Here is a 20,434-nt window from a genome sequence, read left to right on the forward strand (position 1 = left end):
TTTCTATTCCTGTTTTGTCAATATCGTTTTCGGATGAAGCCGCAGTACTGAAATTGACGGCAGCAATGTTGCAATGATTGCGATTAGGATGCCGATCCCGCCCAGAATAAGCATGTCGTTCATAGAAACCGCGACGTTCAGTGAATCGATAACGTCTACGTTTGATGAACTGTGGCCGAACATTTTGCCGCCCATGCCGCCACCGCCGCCGGGCATTTGTCCGCTTGCGGTTTGCGTTGAATCGGTTGATGAACTGATTTGCTGGGATAAAAGCTGATTTCCAAGCTGATTCGCGACGAGATTTCCCGTCACAGATGCAAGGCCGATAGCGATAACGGCCACAATCAGAATCTCAGTCAAGAACTGTCCAATCAATTTCCATCGTTTTTCACCGATAGCCATTAACACGCCCATTTCGTATTTGCGCTCCCTGATTGACATCATGACAATCAGGCCAAGAATGACGGCGCCTGCCACTGATACAAGATACACCACGTTTTTAGAGAAAGAAGCCACATTTTCAATCGGTCCGACCATTTGCTGGTAAAGCTGATCGTTTGTATTCAGTGTGTACGTATCAAAGTCAATTGATGTTTTCTTCGCTGCTTTTACGAAAGCATCCATATTTTTCGCGTCGTCCATATAGTAAACAGCTGAGTCAATCGTATTTTTATAGTCGTCGCCTTTCAATGCCGCTGTTGCTGTGTAAGGCGTATAAAGCTTGTTATAAGGATTTAAGAAAGAGAAATTTTGGGCTTGGTCATCACCTGAAGATGTTGTTTTATAAATACCGACGATCTTCAGTTTTACTGTTGTATCCTCATCCGTTGCTGATTCAATTGTGATCGAATCGCCAACGCTTAAATCATTTTCTTCCGCTAATGTTTCGTTGATCACTGTTACTTTTTTGCCGACATCTGATTTTGTAATCGCGCGTCCGTCTGTGATTTTTGAATCCCCGTCAGAGAAATCATCAACTAATGCTGTGCTGATGACACCTTCAATAGAAAGATCGGCTTGAACCATTTGCGGTCCGCCTTGTCCGCCACCTTGGCTGTTTTTAGCGTTTGAGCTTGAACTGCTGGAGCTGGAATCACTTGAACTAGAGCTTTCAATCGCATCAAAGTTTCCTGCGTTGGCTGAAGCTGATGCGGTGTAATTGTAGCTCTTCACATGATCAAGCGCTGCAAGCTTATTCGCATCAGACACTTTGATCGGTGTTGATTCGAAGCTGCGCTTTTCACCGCTGTCCTGCTGTTTTTCCATTTGCTTTTGACGGTCAACCTGAAGTGTCACGCTTCCGCCAAGTTCCTGTCTGGCCAGTTCGCTTGACTTTTGTGCTGCCGACTGGATGGTGAGGCCTGATAGAACAAAGACACATATGACTGTAAACACAAATAATTGCAATAACGTTTTTCCCTTTTTAGCCTTCATATTCCAAAAGGCCCGTTTGATAAAGTTCATTTATGTTCCTCCGTATTGGTATTTTTATTGATAAGACCGCCTCTGGGGCGCCCGCTTGCTGATAAATTAATAGTAGTCCAAAGGTATGAAAAAAATATGAACAATCTATTTCTAGTTGATGAAATAAAAACTAACAATTGTGAAACGCAAAACCTTCTGTTTAAAATGGTGCTATTATATAAAAAAGCATCAAAACAACCGGAGGATATAATGAAAATATTAATGATAGAAGATAATGTTAGTGTTTGTACGATGACGGAGATGTTCTTTTTTAAGGAAGGTTTTGAAGCGGAATTCGTTCATGACGGATTAGAGGGATACCAGCGTTTTACGGAAGAAAATTGGGATCTGATTATTTTGGATATCATGCTTCCATCTATGGACGGCGTGACCATTTGCAGAAAAATAAGAGAGACAAGCACGGTGCCGATTATCATGCTGACTGCCAAAGACACTGAATCAGATCAGGTCATCGGTTTTGAGATGGGGGCGGATGATTATGTCACGAAGCCGTTCAGCCCGCTGACATTGGTTGCCCGCATCAAAGCCGTCATCAGAAGATACAAGGCGACAGGAAAAGCGGTTGTTGATGAAGATATGATCGAAACGGAATGCTTTACCATTAATAAGAAGACGAGAGAAGTATTATTAAACGGAGAGCCTGTAGAAAATCTCACGCCCAAGGAATTCGATCTGCTTTATTACCTTGTCCAAAATCCGCGGCAGGTGTTCTCCAGAGAACAGCTGCTTGAGCAGGTATGGGGCTATCAGTTTTATGGAGATGAGCGAACGGTTGACGTTCATATCAAACGGCTGCGGAAAAAGCTTGCCAGCGAGGACAAGCCTTTCCTGTATACTGTGTGGGGAGTAGGGTATAAATTTGATGAAGATTAAATATTTATATCAGCTGCTGCTAAGCCATATCAGCATTTTGATTTTAGCGTTTGTCATTATCATTTCTCTGTTTTCCCACTTTGTGAAGGAATTTGCCTATCAGAACAAAGTAGAGGAATTGACGTCATATGCGGTGCAGATTGCAAATGAATTCCAAGCCGGCCAGGTGGACATGCGCAGGCTCTATCCTTATCAGGACATGTTAAGCACAAGAAAGACGCAGTTTATCATCTTTAATGAAGAGCAACAGCCCTATTTTCTTCCTGAAGGCTTTCATCACCCACCAAGGGAACAGCTGAAGAAATCAGAATGGAATAAACTAAAAAAAGGGCAGACTGTCATGATCAGGGCAGATGGCCGTTTTGATGATGAAGTGTCACTTGTGGCGCAGCCTATATTTGTTCAGAACGAATTTAAAGGCGCCGTTCTGCTGATTTCTCCGATCAGCGGTGTTGAACAGATGGTCAATCAGGTCAACCTCTATATGTTTTACGCTGTGATCAGCACGCTTGTGATTACGATTCTCGTGAGTTGGCTTCTGTCCAAATTCCATGTCAAGCGGATTCAAAAGCTGAGAGAAGCGACAGATAAAGTGGCTTCCGGCGATTATGACATCCATTTGGAAAACAGCTACGGGGACGAAATCGGCGTTCTGGCGTCTGACTTTAATATCATGGCGAAAAAACTAAAGCAGTCAAGGGATGAAATTGAGCGCCTTGAGAAGCGGAGAAGGCAGTTTATCGCTGACGTGTCACATGAATTAAAAACACCGCTGACGACGATCAACGGTTTGGTTGAAGGGTTGAACAGCCATACGATTCCTGAGGATAAAAAGGATAAATGCTTCTCGCTGATCAGTGAGGAAACGAAGCGCATGCTGCGGCTCGTAAAAGAAAATCTGGATTATGAAAAAATCAGATCCCAGCAAATTACCTTGAACAAGCTAGACGTTCCTCTGATCGAGGTGTTTGAAATCGTGAAAGAGCACTTGCAGCAGCAGGCGGAAGAAAAACAAAACAAGCTGATGATCCAAGTAGAGGATCACGTCATCGTACATGCCGATTATGACCGGTTCATTCAAATTCTCGTCAACATTACGAAAAACAGCATCCAATTTACGCAAAACGGTGACATTTGGCTGCGCGGAATGGAAGGTTATAAAGAGACGATTATTGAAATTGAAGACACGGGTATCGGCATTCCAAAAGAGGATATTGAGCATATTTGGGAGCGATTCTATAAAGCAGATATTTCAAGAACGAACACAGCATACGGTGAATACGGACTCGGTCTCTCGATCGTAAGGCAGCTCGTTGAAATGCACCAGGGCACAGTAGAAATCAAGAGTGAAGAAGGGAAAGGCACAAAGTTCATCATCCGCCTTCCTTTAACGGCAAAACAGCAATAGCATACAGGGCGGCGCATCAACTGATGCATCCGCCTTTTTTGCACACCGCTTCGGTTTATTGCGTGCTCCCGAAAACAAAGATTGCGTGTTTTTCGGGTTGGGACGGTCTATAAACATGATAAAATATGACATAAACAGTTTTTGATGGGAGAGGGTGAAGGAATGAAGAGCGGGGTAATTCCTTCTTCAGCGGTCGGTCAAAAAATTAACGAGTGGTACAGATATATCCGGACATTCAGCGTGCCGGATGCCGAAGTGTTAAAAGCTGAAATCCAGCAGGAACTGAAACACATGCAGCATGATTCCAACTTGCTGCTTTATTATTCACTAATGGAATTCCGGCACCAGCTTATGCTGGATTATCTTGAGCCGTTAGAGAAATTAAATATCGAAGACCAGCCAAGCCTGTCTGAATTATCAAGAAACATTGACAGCAACCAGGCAGATCTCAAAGGGCTGCTCGACTATTACGTGAATTTTTTTCGCGGGATGTATGAATTTGATAAGCGGGAATTTATTTCTGCCATTACATACTATAAACAGGCGGAGAAAAAGCTCTCCTTTGTCGCAGACCATATTGAACGGGCTGAATTTTATTTTAAAATCGCGGAAGCTTATTATTATATGAAGCAAACGTATTTTTCATTGATTAATATAAAAAACGCCTATGAAATTTACGTGGAGCAGGAAACCTATAATGTGAGAATCATTCAATGCCATTTCGTCTTCGGGGTCAACCTGATGGATGAAAGAAATTTCGAACAAGCCGCACGCCATTTCAAATTAGCGCTCAATATGGCCCAAGCGGAACAAAAAGCCCAGCTGGTTGGAAGAGCATACTACAATCTCGGGTTATGCTATTACAATCAAGACCTTCTAGACCCTGCCATTGATTACTTTGAAAAAGCGGTCTCCACATTTGAAAGCAGCAGGATCGTCAATTCTCTCCCGCAAGCCTATTTTTTAATCACCCTGATTTATTATAAACAGGGAAAACATGATAAAGCTTCGGAATATCACAAGCGGGGCTATGAATATGCTAAAGAAACAGACGATGCAGACTATGCCGTAAAATTCGAGTTTTTGCAATCCCTATATCAGGATCAGCCCAATGAAGAAGGAATCGAACGATGTTTCCAGTACTTAAAAAATAAAAATATGTACGCTGATATAGAGGATTTAGCCCTAGAAGTAGCAAAATATTACTATGAACAGAAATGGTTTAAACTGTCTGCTTCCTACTTTCTACAAGTTGAAGAGGCAAGAAAACAAATACAAAGGAGTGAAGGTTTGTATGAAATTGAAATCTAAGTTGTTTGTTATTTGTTTGGCCGCAGCCGCGATTTTTACAGCGGCTGGCGTTTCTGCTAATGCGGAAGCACTCGACTTTCATGTGACAGAAAGAGGAATGACGTAAGAGCAAGCCCCTTCTCATTAGCGAGAAGGGGTTTTTCTTTTCAAAAAAACACCGCAGGACATAGTCTTGCGGTGCCGCCTTCATGGAGATTACGTTTATTTAGTAGCCTCCTACAAATGCAGTTCCCACAATGATCAAGAGGATAAATAACACAACAATCAAAGCGAAAGAAGTTCCGTAACCTGACATTTTGTGCACCTCCTTGCGAGATTGCTTCAGCATATACTGCAAAACTGTGGCGGACAGGGTTCCGCAGAGACGGTCAGCAGCTTAGTAGCCGCCAACAAACGCAGTCCCTACGATAATTAAAAGAATAAACAATACAACGATTAAAGCGAAAGAACTGATGCCGCCGTAACCGCCGCCGTTAGAGTATCCTGACATAAGGTTTCACCTCCCTATGAAGGATACTATAAGATATGCTGAACCGATCCATTTGGCAGGGATAATAGTGGACAAGAGAAAAAATGAAGAATTCGGCTATATGAAGGTGATATAAAAAATAGCGGGCGCTGCCGCCCGCTATTTATGTACGATTAAGAGATCAGCACGCCCGCGAAAAATTCCCGGTATAACGCTTGGACGGCTTTTCTTTCTTCGGCTTCTTTTACGCCAAACATCATGCTCACTTCAGAAGATCCCTGATTGATCATTTCGATATTCACCTGTGCCTCTGATAATGCTTTGGCGGCTCTTGCTGTTGTACCGACATTGTGGCGCATCGCTTCCCCTACAACCATAATCAGGGCGAGATGATGCTCGACGATGACTTCATCGGCATGCAAATCCTCTTCGATCCGTTTGATGACGCTGCGTTCAGTGGCGGCATCCATTTGCCCCTGCCGTAAAATGATTGTCATGTCATCGATTCCCGATGGAACATGCTCATACGTCAAACCATGCTCCTCCAGGATGTGAAGGGCTCTGCGGCCAAAACCGATTTCTCTGTTCATGAGATACTTGCTGATATAAATGCTGCAAAAACCGGTGTCGCTGGCAATGCCGACGACAGGCCCGTTTGTGTTATCCCGCTTGCTGACGACGCGGGTGCCTTCGGCTGAGGGGTTGTTCGTATTTTTGATCTGAACAGGAATCCCCGCTCTGAATGCCGGAATGAGCGCTTCATCATGAAACACTGAAAAACCCGCGTAGGACAGCTCCCGCATCTCTCTATATGTCAGCTCGCTGATTTCCTTTGGATTCTCAACGAAGGACGGATTGACAGAATACACAGCGTCTACGTCTGTAAAGTTTTCGTACAAATCGGCTTGTAGTCCGTTGGCAAGAATCGAACCGGTAATATCAGAACCGCTCCGTGAGAATGTGATCACATCGCCATCCTTGCTGAATCCGAAAAAACCGGGAAAAATGATGAGTCCGTCACGTTCCCGAAGACGATAGAGGTTTTGATAGGATTCAGGAAGAACTTGCGCGTTGCCGGGTTCATTTGTCACAAAGAGGCCAGCATCCTTCGGGTTTACATATTCCGCTTTGACGCCTTTATAACGGAAGTAAGCGGCGATCAGCTTGGCATTGTTATCCTCTCCGCTGGCCTTGACTGCGTCAAGGTATTGCTCGGGATTGCTTTTATCTCCTTCTAAAAGCGTAAACAGATCATTTCTGATTTTTTCGATAATGCTTTGCCCTAGCTGAAGCTCATTGGCGATGAGAGCGTACCGTTCCACAACTGCTTCCGCCAGTTCAGGTGCACTGCCTGTTGCCAAATATTGTTCTGCACATGCGATTAAGAGATCAGTCACTTTCGTATCCTCGGCATAGCGTTTTCCCGGAGCTGAAACGACTACAGCTTTCCGTGCCGGATCTGAGGTAACGATGTGAAACACCTTGTCAAGCTGGGCGCCTGAAGCAAGTGAGCTGCCTCCGAATTTAACGACCTTCATGTTTACATCTCCTAATGTTTAAAATTTTCACACAAATTTAGTATTTATTATCTCTCTTTCAGTACTGTAAATCAAGGGGGAATTTCTATATGGGGAGAACATTTGTATTTTCCACGAGGAATAATGTCAGGTTTGCTGACCGTATACCTGCGTTATAAAGATAAATATGGTAAACAGCCTAACGTTTTGTGATGGAAAATGGTTAGAATGATTAGTAAAATGGATAAATGACTAGGTTAATATTTTTAAAGAATATTGACTAACCCTAGAAAAATGGTAATATGTAAATGATAATGATAATCAATTACTATATGGCCATATTGTTTTGAGTCCTTGCGGAGTAGGAGATACGTTCTTTTTGCTGTAAGGATGTAAGGAGGCAGCATGAAGCTACGTTACTTATTTATTCTACTTATCATATTAGCAGTCACATCTGTATTTATCGGTGTAGAAGATCTGTCGCCGCTTGATCTCTTCGATTTAAGCAAACAAGAGGCGTCAACGCTGTTTGCAAGCCGTTTGCCGCGATTGATCAGCATTATCATCGCGGGATTAAGCATGAGCATCTGCGGTTTGATTATGCAGCAGATCAGCAGAAATAAATTCGTGTCACCGACGACGGCGGGCACGATGGATTGGGCGAGGCTCGGCATTTTAATTTCCTTGCTGCTGTTTACATCCGCCAGTCCTTTAATCAAAATGCTGGTCGCGTTTGTCTTTGCCCTAGCAGGAAATTTTCTGTTTATGAAAATCCTTGAAAGAATCAAGTTTAACGACACCATCTTTATTCCGCTTGTCGGTTTAATGCTCGGGAATATCGTCAGTTCAATCGCGACATTTATCGCATATAAATATGACTTGATCCAGAATGTGTCATCATGGCTGCAGGGAGACTTCTCTTTAGTTGTGAAAGGAAGATACGAGCTTCTTTATCTGAGTATTCCGCTCGTCATCATTGCCTATGTGTATGCGGATAAATTCACATTGGCCGGTATGGGTGAAAGCTTTTCTGTCAACCTCGGCCTCAAGTACAAACGGGTTGTGAACATCGGGCTCATTATCGTGTCCCTGATCACGTCCCTTGTCATTTTGACTGTCGGTATGCTGCCGTTTCTGGGTTTAATCATCCCGAATATTGTATCGATTTACAGAGGAGACAATCTGAAGAGCAGCCTGCCGCATACTGCGCTGTTGGGAGCGGTGTTTGTGCTGTTTTGCGATATACTGGGCAGAATCATTATCTTCCCTTATGAAATCTCGATTGGCCTGATGGTCGGAATCATCGGCAGCGGCATTTTCCTGTTTATGCTGTTAAGGAGAAAAGCCTATGCGTAACCAGATGAAAATAGCTTTGCTCGTTGGTTTAGCCATTGTATGTATTGGCTTGTTTTTGTTTTATGACTTAGGCAATTGGGATTACACCCTTCCGAGACGAATCAAAAAAGTCGCTGCCATTGTGCTAACTGGGGGAGCGATTGCGTTTTCGACCATGATCTTTCAAACGATTACGAACAACCGCATCCTGACGCCGAGCATTTTGGGCCTTGATTCTCTCTACATGCTGATTCAGACTGGCATTATCTTTTTGTTCGGTTCTGCGAATATGGTCATCATGAATAAAAACATCAACTTTATCATCTCTGTTCTGCTAATGATACTGTTTTCTCTTGTTTTGTATCAGATCATGTTCAAGGGTGAGGGAAGAAATATCTTTTTCCTTCTGCTTATCGGAATCGTGTTTGGCACGCTGTTCAGCAGCCTGTCTTCCTTTATGCAGATGCTGATTGATCCGAATGAGTTCCAAGTTGTGCAGGACAAGATGTTTGCCAGCTTTAACAATATCAATACGGATTTGTTATGGCTCGCGTTCATCATCTTCCTGCTGACAGGCGTTTATGTCTGGCGTTTTACAAAATTTTTCGATGTGCTGTCGCTCGGACGCGAGCACGCCGTGAATTTGGGCATTAACTACGACAAAGTGGTGAAGCAGATGCTGATCGTGGTTGCGATTTTGGTTTCTGTTTCAACAGCGCTAGTCGGGCCGATTATGTTTTTAGGCCTTCTGGTCGTCAACCTGGCGAGAGAATTCCTGAAAACATATAAGCATTCATACTTAATCGCAGGCTCCGTTTTCATCAGCATCATTGCGCTGGTCGGAGGGCAGTTTGTGGTTGAGAAAGTGTTTACCTTCTCAACGACGCTGAGCGTCATTATTAATTTTGCCGGCGGGATTTATTTTATCTACTTGCTGTTAAAGGAGAATAAATCATGGTAGAGGTCAGAAATGTAAGCAAACAATATGGCGGGAAAGTTGTTCTTGAAGAGACGTCAGTCACGATTCAAAAGGGCAAAATCACCTCGTTTATCGGTCCTAACGGCGCCGGCAAAAGTACGCTGCTGTCTATCATGAGCCGCCTGATCAAAAAGGATTCCGGCGAGATTTACATAGACGGACAAGAGATTGGAGCATGTGACAGCAAAGAGCTTGCCAAGAAAATGAGCATTTTGAAGCAGGCGAACCAAATCAATATCAGGCTCACGATCAAAGACCTCGTCAGTTTTGGCAGGTTTCCGTACTCACAGGGCCGGCTGACAGAGGAAGACTGGGTTCATATTAACCAGGCGCTCAGCTATATGAAGCTGGAAGACATTCAAGACAAATACTTGGATCAGCTGAGCGGCGGACAGTGCCAAAGGGCATTTATCGCCATGGTCATTGCCCAGGACACAGATTATATCTTTCTGGATGAGCCGCTGAACAATCTGGATATGAAACACTCAGTTGAAATTATGAAACTGCTGAAACGGCTGGTAGAGGAGCTTGGAAAAACGATCGTGATCGTCATTCACGATATCAATTTTGCTTCAGTCTATTCTGACTATATCGTCGCTTTGAAAAACGGCCGAATCGTTAAAGAAGGACCGCCTGAAGAAATGATAGAAACGTCAGTGCTTGAGGAAATCTACGATATGACCATCCCAATTCAGACGATTGATAATCAAAGAATAGGTGTCTATTTTTCTTAATATATAGAAGAGGTGAAGAGCATGAAAAAGTTCGCATTACTATTCATCGCTTTGGTGACGGCAGTTGTCATTTCTGCATGCGGAAACCAAAGTACAAGCAGCAAAGGTTCTGATTCTAAGGAAGAACAAATCACGGTGAAACACCAGCTGGACAAAAACGGAACAAAAGTACCGAAGAGCCCTAAAAAAGTTGTCGTATTTGACTTTGGAAGCTTAGATACACTAGATAAACTTGGTCTTGATGATAAAGTAGCGGGACTGCCGAAACAAGCCCTTCCTAAATATCTGTCCAAATTCAAGGATGACAAATATGCTGACGTCGGAAGCTTAAAAGAGCCAGACTTCGAGAAAGTGGCAGATTTAGACCCTGACTTGATCATTATCTCAGGAAGACAATCTGAGTCTTACAAAGAATTCTCTGAAATTGCGCCGACAATTTACCTTGGCGTAGACACAGCGAAGTATATGGAATCATTTAAGTCTGACGCAGAAACAATCGGTAAGATCTTCGATAAAGAAGATGAAGTGAAGGATGAACTCGCAAAAATCGATCATTCAATCGCAGATGTAAAGAAAACGGCTGAAAAGCTTAACAAAAACGGTCTCGTCATCATGGCGAACGACGGGAAGATCAGCGCATTCGGTCCTAAATCAAGATACGGCCTGATCCATGACGTGTTCGGCGTGACACCGGCTGATAAAAACATCAAAGCGTCTACTCACGGACAAAGCGTTTCTTACGAGTACATTTCAAAAACAAACCCGGATTACCTGTTTGTCATTGACCGCGGTACAGCGATCGGTGAAACATCATCTACTAAACAAGTCGTTGAAAATGATTATGTGAAGAATGTAAACGCAGTGAAAAATGATCATGTCGTCTACCTTGATTCTGCTACTTGGTACTTATCAGGAGGCGGTCTTGAGTCTATGGCACAAATGATCAAAGAAGTGAAAGACGGTTTAGAAAAGTAAAACCAAAAAGAGCCTCCGCTAAATAGCGGGGCTCTTTTTTTGTTAATCAGCGTGCCGGCTGCTGTTCGGCAGGGCGCTGAGGTTTCTTTAATGTGAATGAGAGAAGGAAGCCGACAAGTGCAATGACGGCAGCCACTATAAAAGCGGCGTTCATGCCGTGCAGGGCGGCGTGCTTCACATTTGTCGTGCCTGCATGTGCCGCCTGGTTGCTCATCACGGAAACCAATAGTGCGGTTCCGATCGAGCCGCCGACTTGGCGAATCGTGTTGTTCATCGCAGTTCCGTGCGGAATCAAGTGGCGCGGCAGCGCATTGATTCCGGCTGTTGTCACCGGCATCATGATCATGGCGGTGCCTAAGAGACGAACGGTGTATAAAACGACAATCCAAGCGAGTGACGTATGGTCAGTCAGCTGCATAAACGGCAGAGATGTCAGGAAGATGATGCAGAAACCGGCAATCGCCAGCCCTCTTCCGCCGACACGGTCAAAAATTCTGCCGATAATCGGCGACATAAAGCCCATCACAACGGCTCCCGGAAGGAGCATAAGCCCTGTATCAAAAGCTGTGACGTCTCTGACATTTTGTGTATAAAGCGGCAGGATGGTTTCCGTACCGATCAATAATGCAAAGACGAGGGTTCCCAGCAGTGTTGTTAAACTGAAAATGCCAAACGTGAAGACGCGGAATTCCAGCATCGGTTTTTCAAGCTTCATTTGTCTTGTGATAAACAAGAGCAGCGCGATGACACCCACCAGCAGTGAAATCAAGACGGTTGAACTGGACCAGCCGTAAGAGCCGACGCTTGAGAAGCCGTACAGAAGGCCGCCGAACCCAAATGTTGAAAGGATGACTGATAAAATATCAATCTGTGTTTTTCTTAAAGTCGTCACGTTTTTCATCAGGATGCTGGCAAGAATCAAATCAATCACAGCAAACGGAAGAATAATATAAAACAATGATCTCCAAGAGAAAGCTTCGACAGCCCATCCGGAAAGAGTCGGTCCGATCGCAGGCGCGAATGAGATGACCAATCCGACCATACCCATAGCCTGGCCGCGTTTTTCAATCGGAAAGATTGTCAGGAATACAGTCTGCATGAGCGGCATCATAATGCCGGCTCCGGCCGCTTGAATGATACGCGCTGTCAGCAGAACCGGGAAGTTCGGCGCGAACGCTCCGACGACTGTTCCGGCAGTGAAAATGCTCATTGCTGTGATGAGCAGCGCCCGGCTTGTGAATTTCTCAATTAAAAACGCGGTAATCGGAATTAAAATCCCGTTGGTTAACATAAATGATGTGGTCAGCCATTGTGCTTGGTTGGCATCGACATTGAAATCCCTCATGATATGGGGAAGTGCGGTAATCAACAATGTCTGGTTCAAAATCGCCACAAACGCTCCGGCTAACAAAATGCCGACAATGACAGAACGGTTAAAAGGTTTTTGTTCAATACTTGTGTTCAATACATATCCCTTCTTTTCTCTAAGTAATTAACAGTGTTTTTAACATGGAAACGGGCTGTGTTAAAACACTGGTTTGTTCCAGATAGCCAATCAGTGATTTGAGTAAAAAAGCGCGGGGTTCTTCCTTCTTCGCTTCTTCCTCCAGCATGGCGGCTGCGGATGTCAGTTCATCTACGTCATAGTCCGCGGCGGACAGGGAAGAGATGCCTTTATGTAATTCCTTCAGGCTTTCCGATAATAGGACTGATTTATCCTTTGGCTTGTAGGAGGATGCTGAATGAATATAAAGCTCGATGGCTTCGGGCGGAAGAAGAGACTGGCGGGTTTCCCTGTTTTTGATAATCTGATTGAGGGTGCTGATGATAAACTCTGCGATCGGGTCAAGCTCAAGCGGTTTTTCCTCGATTTTGATCAGCATTAAAAACTCACGCATCATGCCGTGAAGAATGATAACCAAATCCCACACAAACGGGAGAATGGTTTCTCCATACGCCTGGATCAGCGAATCGCGGTGCCAGCAGATAATCGTCGATCTGGTCTGATGGATATGCTGTTTGACCCGGTCATTATGCAGCTTGGGGTTTCCGTAGGTCAGCATATTGAAAAACTGCTGATTCCGCCTGAAGCCCTCCAGTTCCATTTTGACCTTTTGCGTCAAACGCTCCTCCGGTGTAAGTGCGGTATTTTCCTGAAGTCTTGAGGCTGCGGCCACCATTTGCTTCTGGTTAAATGACAGCAGCTCCAAAAGCAGATCTTCTTTAGATTGGAACAGCTTATATATCGAAGCTTTTGACATCTTACATTCTTCTGCGATCGCCTGCATGGAAACCGACGTAAAATCCTTTTCCGAAAAAAGCTTTCGCGCGGCTAACAAGATATCTGTTTTTTTATCAAGCATCTCATGGCTTCCTTCTTTCTTGAACATTAGAAAACCCATTGGTTCACAGAAAACCAATGAGTAACTATGAAAAAATTTTACCAAATAAACAAAATAGAAGTCAATGGATTTTAACCGGGTAAATGAAAGGCCTGCCGGAAAATCCGACAGGCCGAATAAGAGCTTATTTTTCAACTTTAAATCCTTGTTTTTCAAGCATTTCACGGATGTGCGGATAGTACAGGCGCTCATAGTAGGAAGCGATGCTCTGTGACCAATTTCTTGTTTCTTTTCCGTTTGTCCGTTTATTCATGTATTCAGACATCTGTTCGTCGTATGCCTGAATGTGAGACGTCAGCTCATCCTGATTCAAATAAGTTTCCTGATGATTGACAGCTTCCTGCGGCAAGCGCGGTTTTTTCGCTGAACGGTCGGCAGGATGCCCAATGACAAGGCCGGATAAAGGGAACACGTATTTTGGAAGCTCAAGCAGTTCGATCAGCTCTTGAGGGTTTCCGCGAACCGCACCGATCGGAACTGTGCCAAGTCCGAGTGACTCAGCCGCTGCTGTTGCTGTGCCGAGGGCAATACCAGCGTCTACTGCGCCGACAAGAACAGATTCCAATCCATTTGTGATTTCCATTTTGAAATCATGCAGATCTTCAAGCGCAATTTTGGCCCGATTGAAATCTGCGCAGAACAGCAGGAAAACAGGAGCTTGATCGATCCATGGCTGGCCGCCTGCCAGCTCGGAGATTTTCTTTTTGCGCTCTTTATCCTGGACTGTGATCACAGTCACTTGCTGTCCGTTGATAGAAGAAGGGGCTGATTGCACCGCTTCAATGATTTGGTCCAATTGCTCCTGAGCTACAGGCTCATCTGTGTAGCTGCGAATCGAGCGGTGGTCTTTTAAAGATTTAATCACTTCATTCATATGGGACACCCTTTCTTTACTCGCTAAGCTCTGTGCGGACAACATCAAGAGGGGCGCTCAGCAGTTCTTTTCCTTTTGCGACAAACCCTTGGAAATGCGCAGTTTCGTTATGGAATTTCATTGCCGCTTCATCTTTCCATTTTTCAAGCATGACAAATGTATTTTCTTCGCCTACTTTTTCGAATAGGTCGTATTGCGCGTTGCCTTCCTCAGCTCTTGAATGCTGAACAAGTGATTGAGCCTCGCTCAAAAATTCCTCGCGTTTTTCTGGTTTTACTTTGATGTAAGCTTGTAATACGATCATTTAAATCTCCTCCGTTGTTATGCGAATTTATTGTTCGAATTTCATCGAACTAAATGTAACATGTATTCTAAATGAGGTAAAGGAAAAACCCTTATATAGTAAAATTGTCATTCTAATTGTTGTGTGATACATTTGTGTCATGAACATTCCAAACCATCCAGAAACAGAAACATTGCAGCTGACAAAGGTTCTTCATGCACTTAGTGATCCGCTTCGTTTAGAGCTCGTCAAGCAATTAGCTGAAGCAAAAGAAAAAACGTGCAGCACCTGTGCAGATGTGCAGGTTGCCAAATCGACTTTGTCGCATCATTTTAAAGTTTTGAGAGAATCGGGCATCGCTCAAGTTCGGATAGAAGGAAAGCGCCGGTATTATTCGCTTCGCGCTGAAGACCTTGAAAAGGCATTTCCGGGCCTGCTTGAAGCCGTGCTGAATGTAGACCAGGACCGCTGGTGAATCAATCCCCTGTAACGGGGATTTTTTTATGTCCGTAAACCGCTTTGAAAAGCCGCTGCACACCCTCCTGAATATCTTCTTCCTTCAGCCGTGCAAAACCAATAATGAGAGCTGGCCTGCCCGTTTGCCGCTTGTTTTCCTTCAAGTTAAATCGGCTCATTCCGAATATTTCAAGCTGCAGCCCGGCAGCATGTGACAGGATGTCTTGTTCGGTGCGCCTGGTATCAAATTCGGTAACAAAATGCAGCCCCGCATTTGCTCCTTTTACGGTTACCTCTCCGCTGAACTCTGCTTCTAAAGCGGTGATCAGGCGTTCTCTCTTTTCTTTATAATGCTGCTTCATTTTTTTTATATGCTTCTGATATTCACCAGACTCGATAAATTCCTGCAGGGTGAGCTGTGTGAGTGATGAGCAAGTCTGCAGATCATAGCCCCGCTGTTTGTATGCCCTCAACAGCTCAGGCGGCAACACCATATAGCTGATCCGCAAGCCGGGGAGAAGGGACTTTGAAAAGGTTCCCATATAGATGACATTTTGAAAACGGTCGAGGCTTTGCAGCGCCGGAATACTGTCTACATCATATGTGAATTCACTATCATAATCGTCCTCAATAATATATCGGCGCGGCTCCTCGGCTGCCCAGTTCAGCAGCTGAATTCTTCTGGATACAGGCATAATCGTTCCGGACGGAAACTGATGCGACGGGGTGGTCACCAGCACATCTGGCTGCTGTCTGGTGATTTCAGCAATCGACATGCCTTTTTCATCCAGCATGATCGTCTTTACTTGTTTTCCGGCATTCTTCAAAAGCTGATACATGCGCCTGTAGCCAGGCTCCTCCATCGCATACACGGCTTCCTTGGGTAAAAGCTCAGTCAACAGCTGCATGAGCACCTGTGTGCCTGCCCCTATGATCATTTGTTCCGGCCTGCATTTTACACCCCTCGTCAGGGAAATGAGCCTCGTAATGGCCGCTCTCACTTCATATATCCCTTGCGGATGTGACATATCGCCGAGCGTGCGGTATGAGCGGGAGGCCGCTTTTTGCTCGCAGCGGAACCAGCTTTTGATCGGAAAATGGTCTGTATCGGAACTCATGTGTGAAAACGATATCCAATCGCTCTGGTCGATGTGAATCTCTTTTAGGTCATCCGGCAGTGTAAATGGAGGGTGCTCCTCGGCGGAAAACATGTCTAGTTCCTCCACGAAGAAACCCTTTCGTTCAATGGCGTACAAATACCCCTCAGCCAGCAGCTGCTGATAGGCTGAATTCACTGAATTTAGGCTGACCTTGAGATTTTCAGCCAGCTCCCGCTTGGAGGGAACCTTCGAGTGCGGCAGCAGATTGCGGCTGAGGATTTCTTTTTTCAGCTTTTGATAAATTTGCTGATAGATATAATCGGCTTGTTCTGAACGATCGAGTGTAATCGTGATATCCATTTGTATTTTCTCCTTCTGATACCATCAAAAAGTTATAATTGGTACTTTTCATCATACCAAAGAGAAGTCAGAATGATAAGAAAATACCGACAGGGGGATATTCACATGAGTCAAACAACAGCAAGCATCACAACTGCACAATGGCAGCAAAAACGGGATCAATTTGTGTCAAAAGGTGTGAGCAACGGCAACCGCAGTCTGGCGGTCAAAGGAGAAGGGGCCGAGCTGTACGATCTGGACGGCCGGAGATTTATTGATTTTGCAGGCGCCATCGGCACGTTAAATGTCGGACACTCGCATCCGAAGGTGGTTGAGGCTGTGAAGCGGCAGGCGGAGGAGCTGATTCATCCTGGCTTTAATGTCATGATGTACCCGACTTATATCGAGTTAGCCGAAAAACTGTGTGGCATTGCACCGGGCAGCCATGAGAAAAAAGCGATTTTTCTTAACTCAGGGGCAGAAGCGGTCGAAAACGCTGTGAAAATCGCCAGAAAGTATACAAAGCGCCAAGGCGTTGTCTCGTTTACACGCGGGTTTCACGGGCGCACAAATATGACGATGAGCATGACAAGCAAGGTAAAACCTTATAAATTCGGTTTCGGGCCTTTTGCGCCAGAGGTTTATCAAGCGCCGTTCCCTTATTATTATCAGAAGCCGGCCGGCATGAGTGATGAAAGCTATGACGATATGGTCATTCAAGCATTCAATGATTTCTTTATCGCTTCAGTGGCGCCTGAAACGGTGGCGTGTGTCGTGATGGAGCCAGTGCAGGGAGAAGGCGGGTTTATTATCCCTTCGAAACGGTTCGTACAGCACGTCGCTTCATTCTGCAAAGAACACGGCATTGTTTTTGTTGCTGATGAAATCCAAACCGGCTTTGCCAGAACTGGCACTTATTGCGCAATTGAGCACTTTGATGTAGCGCCCGATCTGATCACGGTTTCTAAATCGCTTGCGGCAGGCCTGCCATTAAGCGGTGTGATCGGGCGTGCGGAAATGCTTGATGCGGCAGCGCCAGGGGAGCTGGGCGGCACGTATGCCGGCAGCCCGCTCGGCTGCGCGGCGGCTTTGGCAGTCTTGGATATTATCGAAGAAGAAGGACTGAATGAGCGATCTGAAGAAATTGGCAAAATCATTGAAGACAAGGCGTATGAGTGGAAACAAGAATTCCCGTTCATCGGTGACATCCGCAGACTCGGAGCGATGGCCGCAATCGAAATCGTCAAGGATCCAGACACGCGTGAGCCTGATAAAGCAAAAGCAGCAGCGATCGCGGCCTATGCGAATCAAAACGGATTACTTTTGCTGACAGCGGGAATTAACGGTAATATCATCCGCTTTTTGACACCGCTCGTCATCTCAGACAGCCTTTTAAATGAAGGGCTCAGCATCTTGGAGGCTGGCCTGCGAGCTTAATCATTGGAAAGAAAACGGCTGGGTCTGCTATCATTTTAAGTAATCATGAAAAGAAAGGAATGTTCAATATGCCAGATCAATTAACGGTCTACAACCCGGCTACGGGCGAGGAGATCAAAACGATTCCTCAGCAATCAGCCAAAGAAGTAGAAGAAGCCATTGAACGTTCACATCAAGCGTTTAAAACGTGGTCTAAAACATCAGCGAACGAAAGAGCGTCTCTTTTGAAAAAATGGTATGAGCTGATTGTTGAACATAAAGAAGAGCTTGCAGATTTAATTACAAAGGAAAACGGAAAACCATACCAGGAAGCAGTCGGCGAGGTACTTTACGGCGCAGGCTATATCGAATGGTTCGCAGAGGAAGCGAAGCGTGTGTACGGAAGAACGGTCCCGGCCCCGACAACGGGTAAACGAATTGTTGTCACACGCCAGCCGGTCGGCCCCGTTGCTGCTATCACGCCCTGGAATTTCCCGAATGCGATGATTACGCGCAAAGCGGCGCCTGCTCTTGCCGCCGGCTGTACATTTATCATCAAGCCGGCGCCGGACACACCGCTGTCTGCTTATGAACTAGCGCGCCTCGCATATGAAGCGGGCATTCCGAAGGATGTTCTTCAGGTTGTGATCGGCGATGGAGAAGAAATCGGAAATGTGTTCACAAGCAGTCCGAAAATCCGCAAAATCACGTTCACAGGCTCAACACCTGTAGGGAAAATCCTTATGAAAAACAGCGCGGACACCGTGAAGCACGTCTCAATGGAACTCGGCGGACACGCCCCGCTGATCGTAGATGAAGATGCAGACATTGACCTTGCTGTTGAACAGGCGATGGCGTCCAAATACCGAAACGCCGGCCAAACCTGCGTATGTGCCAACCGCCTGATCGTTCATGAATCCATCAAGGATGAATTTGCTGCGAAACTGAGCGAGCAAGTGTCTAAGCTGAAAGTCGGAAATGGACTTGAGGAAGGCGTCAATGTCGGCCCGATTATCAACAAACGAGGCTTCGAAAAAATCGTCAGCCAAATAGATGATGCGGTTGAAAAAGGCGCGAAAGTTATTGCTGGGGGCACATATGACCGAAACGATGACAAAGGGTGCTACTTTGTGAATCCGACAGTGCTCACCGATGTCGATACGTCCATGAACATCATGCATGAGGAAACATTCGGCCCGGTCGCCCCGATCGTCACGTTTTCTGATATTGATGAAGCGATTCAGCTTGCCAACGATACACCGTATGGCTTGGCTGCTTACTTCTTCACAGAAAACTACCGCCGCGGCATCTATATTTCCGAGAATCTAGAGTATGGCATTATCGGCTGGAATGACGGCGGACCGTCAGCGGTTCAAGCGCCATTCGGCGGAATGAAAGAAAGCGGCATCGGCCGTGAAGGCGGTTCAGAAGGTATCGAGCCGTACCTTGAAACAAAATATTTGTCCATCGGTTTATAAAAGAATGCACGCTCCTGAGAGCTGCCGGATTTTCCGGCAGCTCTTTTTGTGTTCCGGCGAATAATCACAACAATTCCAGCCAAAATAACAGCAAATACATTTTGAAAGAAGGTTCCCCAACAATGGATTTATTATTGGCTCTTCTCCCGGCTTTGTTTTGGGGGAGCATTGTTCTCTTCAATGTGAAATTAGGCGGCGGGCCGTACAGCCAGACACTGGGAACGACGATCGGGGCACTCATTGTTTCTATCGTTATTTACTTTTTTGTTCAGCCCGTTCTGTCCCTTCGCATTTTTATTGTTGGAGTCGTATCCGGCTTATTTTGGTCACTTGGACAGGCCAACCAGCTGAAAAGCATTCAATTGATGGGCGTGTCGAAAACAATGCCGATTTCCACAGGAATGCAGCTCGTTTCCACCTCGCTGTTCGGTGTGATCGTGTTCCGCGAATGGTCAACACCGATTGCGATTACGCTTGGCGTTCTCGCTTTGATCTTTATCATTGTGGGAATCATTCTCACGTCCTTGGAAGATAAGAATGATAAAAAAGAGGGCGAGCCAAGCAATTTGAAAAAGGGCATTTTGATTCTCCTTGTTTCGACTCTTGGTTATTTGGTTTATGTAGTCGTGGCTAGATTATTCAATGTGTCCGGCTGGTCCGCGCTGCTGCCACAGGCAATTGGCATGGTGGTCGGGGGGTTAGTTTTAACCTATAGACACAAACCCTTTAACAAGTATGCGATCAGAAATATTCTCCCAGGGTTAATCTGGGCAGGCGGAAATATGTTTTTGTTTATTTCTCAGCCGCGAGTCGGCGTTGCAACGAGCTTTTCCCTTTCACAAATGGGAATTGTCATTTCTACGCTCGGCGGTATTTTCATCCTGCGTGAAAAGAAAACGAAACGCCAGCTTATAGCAATTGCGATCGGGATTATCCTGATTATTGCCGCCGCCGTATTCTTAGGAATCGCCAAAACAAATTCATAACAAATGGAGGAGGA

The 20,434-nt window shown here is 45.3% G+C and carries 21 protein-coding genes; 12 read left to right on the plus strand and 9 right to left on the minus strand.

Going from position 1 to position 20,434, the window contains the following annotated elements:
* Positions 1-3 precede the first annotated feature (3 nt).
* Positions 4-1,464 (minus strand): ABC transporter permease, encoded by a 1,461-nt coding sequence (locus SB658_RS15210; RefSeq protein ID WP_032722913.1) that lies wholly within the window; start codon positions 1,462-1,464, stop codon positions 4-6.
* 210 nt (positions 1,465-1,674) lie between these two features.
* Between SB658_RS15210 and yclJ the strand changes: the two genes are divergently transcribed.
* From yclJ to phrC, 4 genes are all read left to right on the plus strand, one after another.
* Complete coding sequence (gene yclJ / locus SB658_RS15215; protein WP_032722955.1) at positions 1,675-2,358, plus strand: two-component system response regulator YclJ; 684 nt, start codon at positions 1,675-1,677, stop codon at positions 2,356-2,358.
* Positions 2,345-3,766, plus strand: a complete 1,422-nt coding sequence (yclK, locus tag SB658_RS15220) for a two-component system sensor histidine kinase YclK (RefSeq protein ID WP_072173981.1) — start codon at positions 2,345-2,347, stop codon at positions 3,764-3,766. The genes yclJ and yclK overlap by 14 nt, the downstream gene beginning before the upstream one ends.
* Positions 3,767-3,928: 162 nt before the next feature.
* The gene (gene rapC / locus SB658_RS15225; protein ID WP_014475800.1) at positions 3,929-5,077 is read left to right on the plus strand and encodes a response regulator aspartate phosphatase RapC; all 1,149 of its coding nucleotides are present in this window, start codon (positions 3,929-3,931) and stop codon (positions 5,075-5,077) included.
* Complete coding sequence (gene phrC, locus SB658_RS15230) at positions 5,061-5,183, plus strand: phosphatase RapC inhibitor PhrC (RefSeq protein WP_003224994.1); 123 nt, start codon at positions 5,061-5,063, stop codon at positions 5,181-5,183. The genes rapC and phrC overlap by 17 nt, the downstream gene beginning before the upstream one ends.
* 99 nt (positions 5,184-5,282) lie before the next feature.
* Here phrC and SB658_RS15235 read toward each other — a convergent pair whose 3' ends face one another.
* The 3 genes from SB658_RS15235 to SB658_RS15245 all read right to left on the minus strand — a co-directional run bounded on the left by SB658_RS15235 (position 5,283) and on the right by SB658_RS15245 (position 7,084).
* Positions 5,283-5,372, minus strand: coding sequence for a YjcZ family sporulation protein (locus SB658_RS15235; protein ID WP_015482794.1), 90 nt, complete (start codon positions 5,370-5,372; stop codon positions 5,283-5,285).
* Between the two features lie 81 nt (positions 5,373-5,453).
* Positions 5,454-5,567, minus strand: coding sequence for a YjcZ family sporulation protein (locus SB658_RS15240; protein ID WP_014478831.1), 114 nt, complete (start codon positions 5,565-5,567; stop codon positions 5,454-5,456).
* A 152-nt stretch (positions 5,568-5,719) separates the two neighbouring features.
* Complete coding sequence (locus SB658_RS15245) at positions 5,720-7,084, minus strand: aspartate kinase (protein ID WP_021481755.1); 1,365 nt, start codon at positions 7,082-7,084, stop codon at positions 5,720-5,722.
* A gap of 384 nt (positions 7,085-7,468) precedes the next feature.
* Between SB658_RS15245 and yclN the strand changes: the two genes are divergently transcribed.
* Genes yclN through yclQ form a run of 4 tightly spaced genes read left to right on the plus strand, consistent with a single transcriptional unit; the run spans position 7,469 to position 11,086 of the window.
* Complete coding sequence (gene yclN / locus SB658_RS15250) at positions 7,469-8,419, plus strand: petrobactin ABC transporter permease YclN (RefSeq protein WP_088325307.1); 951 nt, start codon at positions 7,469-7,471, stop codon at positions 8,417-8,419.
* Entirely contained in the window at positions 8,412-9,359 is a 948-nt protein-coding gene (gene yclO, locus SB658_RS15255; protein WP_131227116.1) for a petrobactin ABC transporter permease YclO, read from the plus strand. Before yclN ends, yclO begins: the two co-directional genes overlap by 8 nt.
* Positions 9,353-10,111, plus strand: coding sequence for a petrobactin ABC transporter ATP-binding protein YclP (gene yclP / locus SB658_RS15260; protein WP_003234487.1), 759 nt, complete (start codon positions 9,353-9,355; stop codon positions 10,109-10,111). Before yclO ends, yclP begins: the two co-directional genes overlap by 7 nt.
* 21 nt (positions 10,112-10,132) lie before the next feature.
* A complete protein-coding gene (yclQ, locus tag SB658_RS15265) occupies positions 10,133-11,086 on the plus strand; it encodes a petrobactin ABC transporter substrate-binding protein YclQ (protein WP_014478834.1) in 954 nt (317 codons plus the stop codon).
* A 46-nt stretch (positions 11,087-11,132) separates the two neighbouring features.
* On the opposite strand, the gene SB658_RS15270 is transcribed toward yclQ, so the two are convergent.
* The 4 genes from SB658_RS15270 to SB658_RS15285 all read right to left on the minus strand — a co-directional run bounded on the left by SB658_RS15270 (position 11,133) and on the right by SB658_RS15285 (position 14,666).
* Positions 11,133-12,551, minus strand: coding sequence for an MDR family MFS transporter (locus SB658_RS15270; RefSeq protein ID WP_003234482.1), 1,419 nt, complete (start codon positions 12,549-12,551; stop codon positions 11,133-11,135).
* A 19-nt stretch (positions 12,552-12,570) separates the two neighbouring features.
* Positions 12,571-13,449, minus strand: coding sequence for a TetR/AcrR family transcriptional regulator (locus SB658_RS15275; protein ID WP_014478837.1), 879 nt, complete (start codon positions 13,447-13,449; stop codon positions 12,571-12,573).
* Between the two features lie 163 nt (positions 13,450-13,612).
* Positions 13,613-14,362 carry an oxygen-insensitive NADPH nitroreductase gene (gene nfsA / locus SB658_RS15280; RefSeq protein WP_014475811.1) on the minus strand — a complete coding sequence of 250 codons (750 nt, stop codon included), beginning with the start codon at positions 14,360-14,362 and terminating at the stop codon, positions 13,613-13,615.
* 16 nt (positions 14,363-14,378) lie between these two features.
* Complete coding sequence (locus tag SB658_RS15285) at positions 14,379-14,666, minus strand: putative quinol monooxygenase (RefSeq protein WP_003234477.1); 288 nt, start codon at positions 14,664-14,666, stop codon at positions 14,379-14,381.
* A 139-nt stretch (positions 14,667-14,805) separates the two neighbouring features.
* Between SB658_RS15285 and SB658_RS15290 the strand changes: the two genes are divergently transcribed.
* Complete coding sequence (locus SB658_RS15290) at positions 14,806-15,120, plus strand: ArsR/SmtB family transcription factor (protein WP_003234476.1); 315 nt, start codon at positions 14,806-14,808, stop codon at positions 15,118-15,120.
* Position 15,121: 1 nt separating this feature from the next.
* On the opposite strand, the gene gabR is transcribed toward SB658_RS15290, so the two are convergent.
* Positions 15,122-16,561 (minus strand): MocR-like transcriptional regulator GabR, encoded by a 1,440-nt coding sequence (gene gabR, locus SB658_RS15295; protein ID WP_128441354.1) that lies wholly within the window; start codon positions 16,559-16,561, stop codon positions 15,122-15,124.
* Positions 16,562-16,666: 105 nt separating this feature from the next.
* Between gabR and gabT the strand changes: the two genes are divergently transcribed.
* From gabT to glcU, 3 genes are all read left to right on the plus strand, one after another.
* Positions 16,667-17,977, plus strand: a complete 1,311-nt coding sequence (gabT, locus tag SB658_RS15300) for a 4-aminobutyrate--2-oxoglutarate transaminase (RefSeq protein WP_144500874.1) — start codon at positions 16,667-16,669, stop codon at positions 17,975-17,977.
* 68 nt (positions 17,978-18,045) lie between these two features.
* Positions 18,046-19,434: a succinate-semialdehyde dehydrogenase gene (gabD, locus tag SB658_RS15305; RefSeq protein ID WP_021481750.1), complete on the plus strand. Its 1,389-nt coding sequence runs from the start codon at positions 18,046-18,048 to the stop codon at positions 19,432-19,434.
* Positions 19,435-19,556: 122 nt separating this feature from the next.
* Positions 19,557-20,420: a glucose uptake protein GlcU gene (gene glcU / locus SB658_RS15310; protein WP_144500875.1), complete on the plus strand. Its 864-nt coding sequence runs from the start codon at positions 19,557-19,559 to the stop codon at positions 20,418-20,420.
* The last annotated feature ends 14 nt before the right edge of the window (positions 20,421-20,434 follow it).

The organism is Bacillus sp. SIMBA_008 (assembly GCF_046535495.1).
Lineage (GTDB): Bacteria > Bacillota > Bacilli > Bacillales > Bacillaceae > Bacillus > Bacillus subtilis.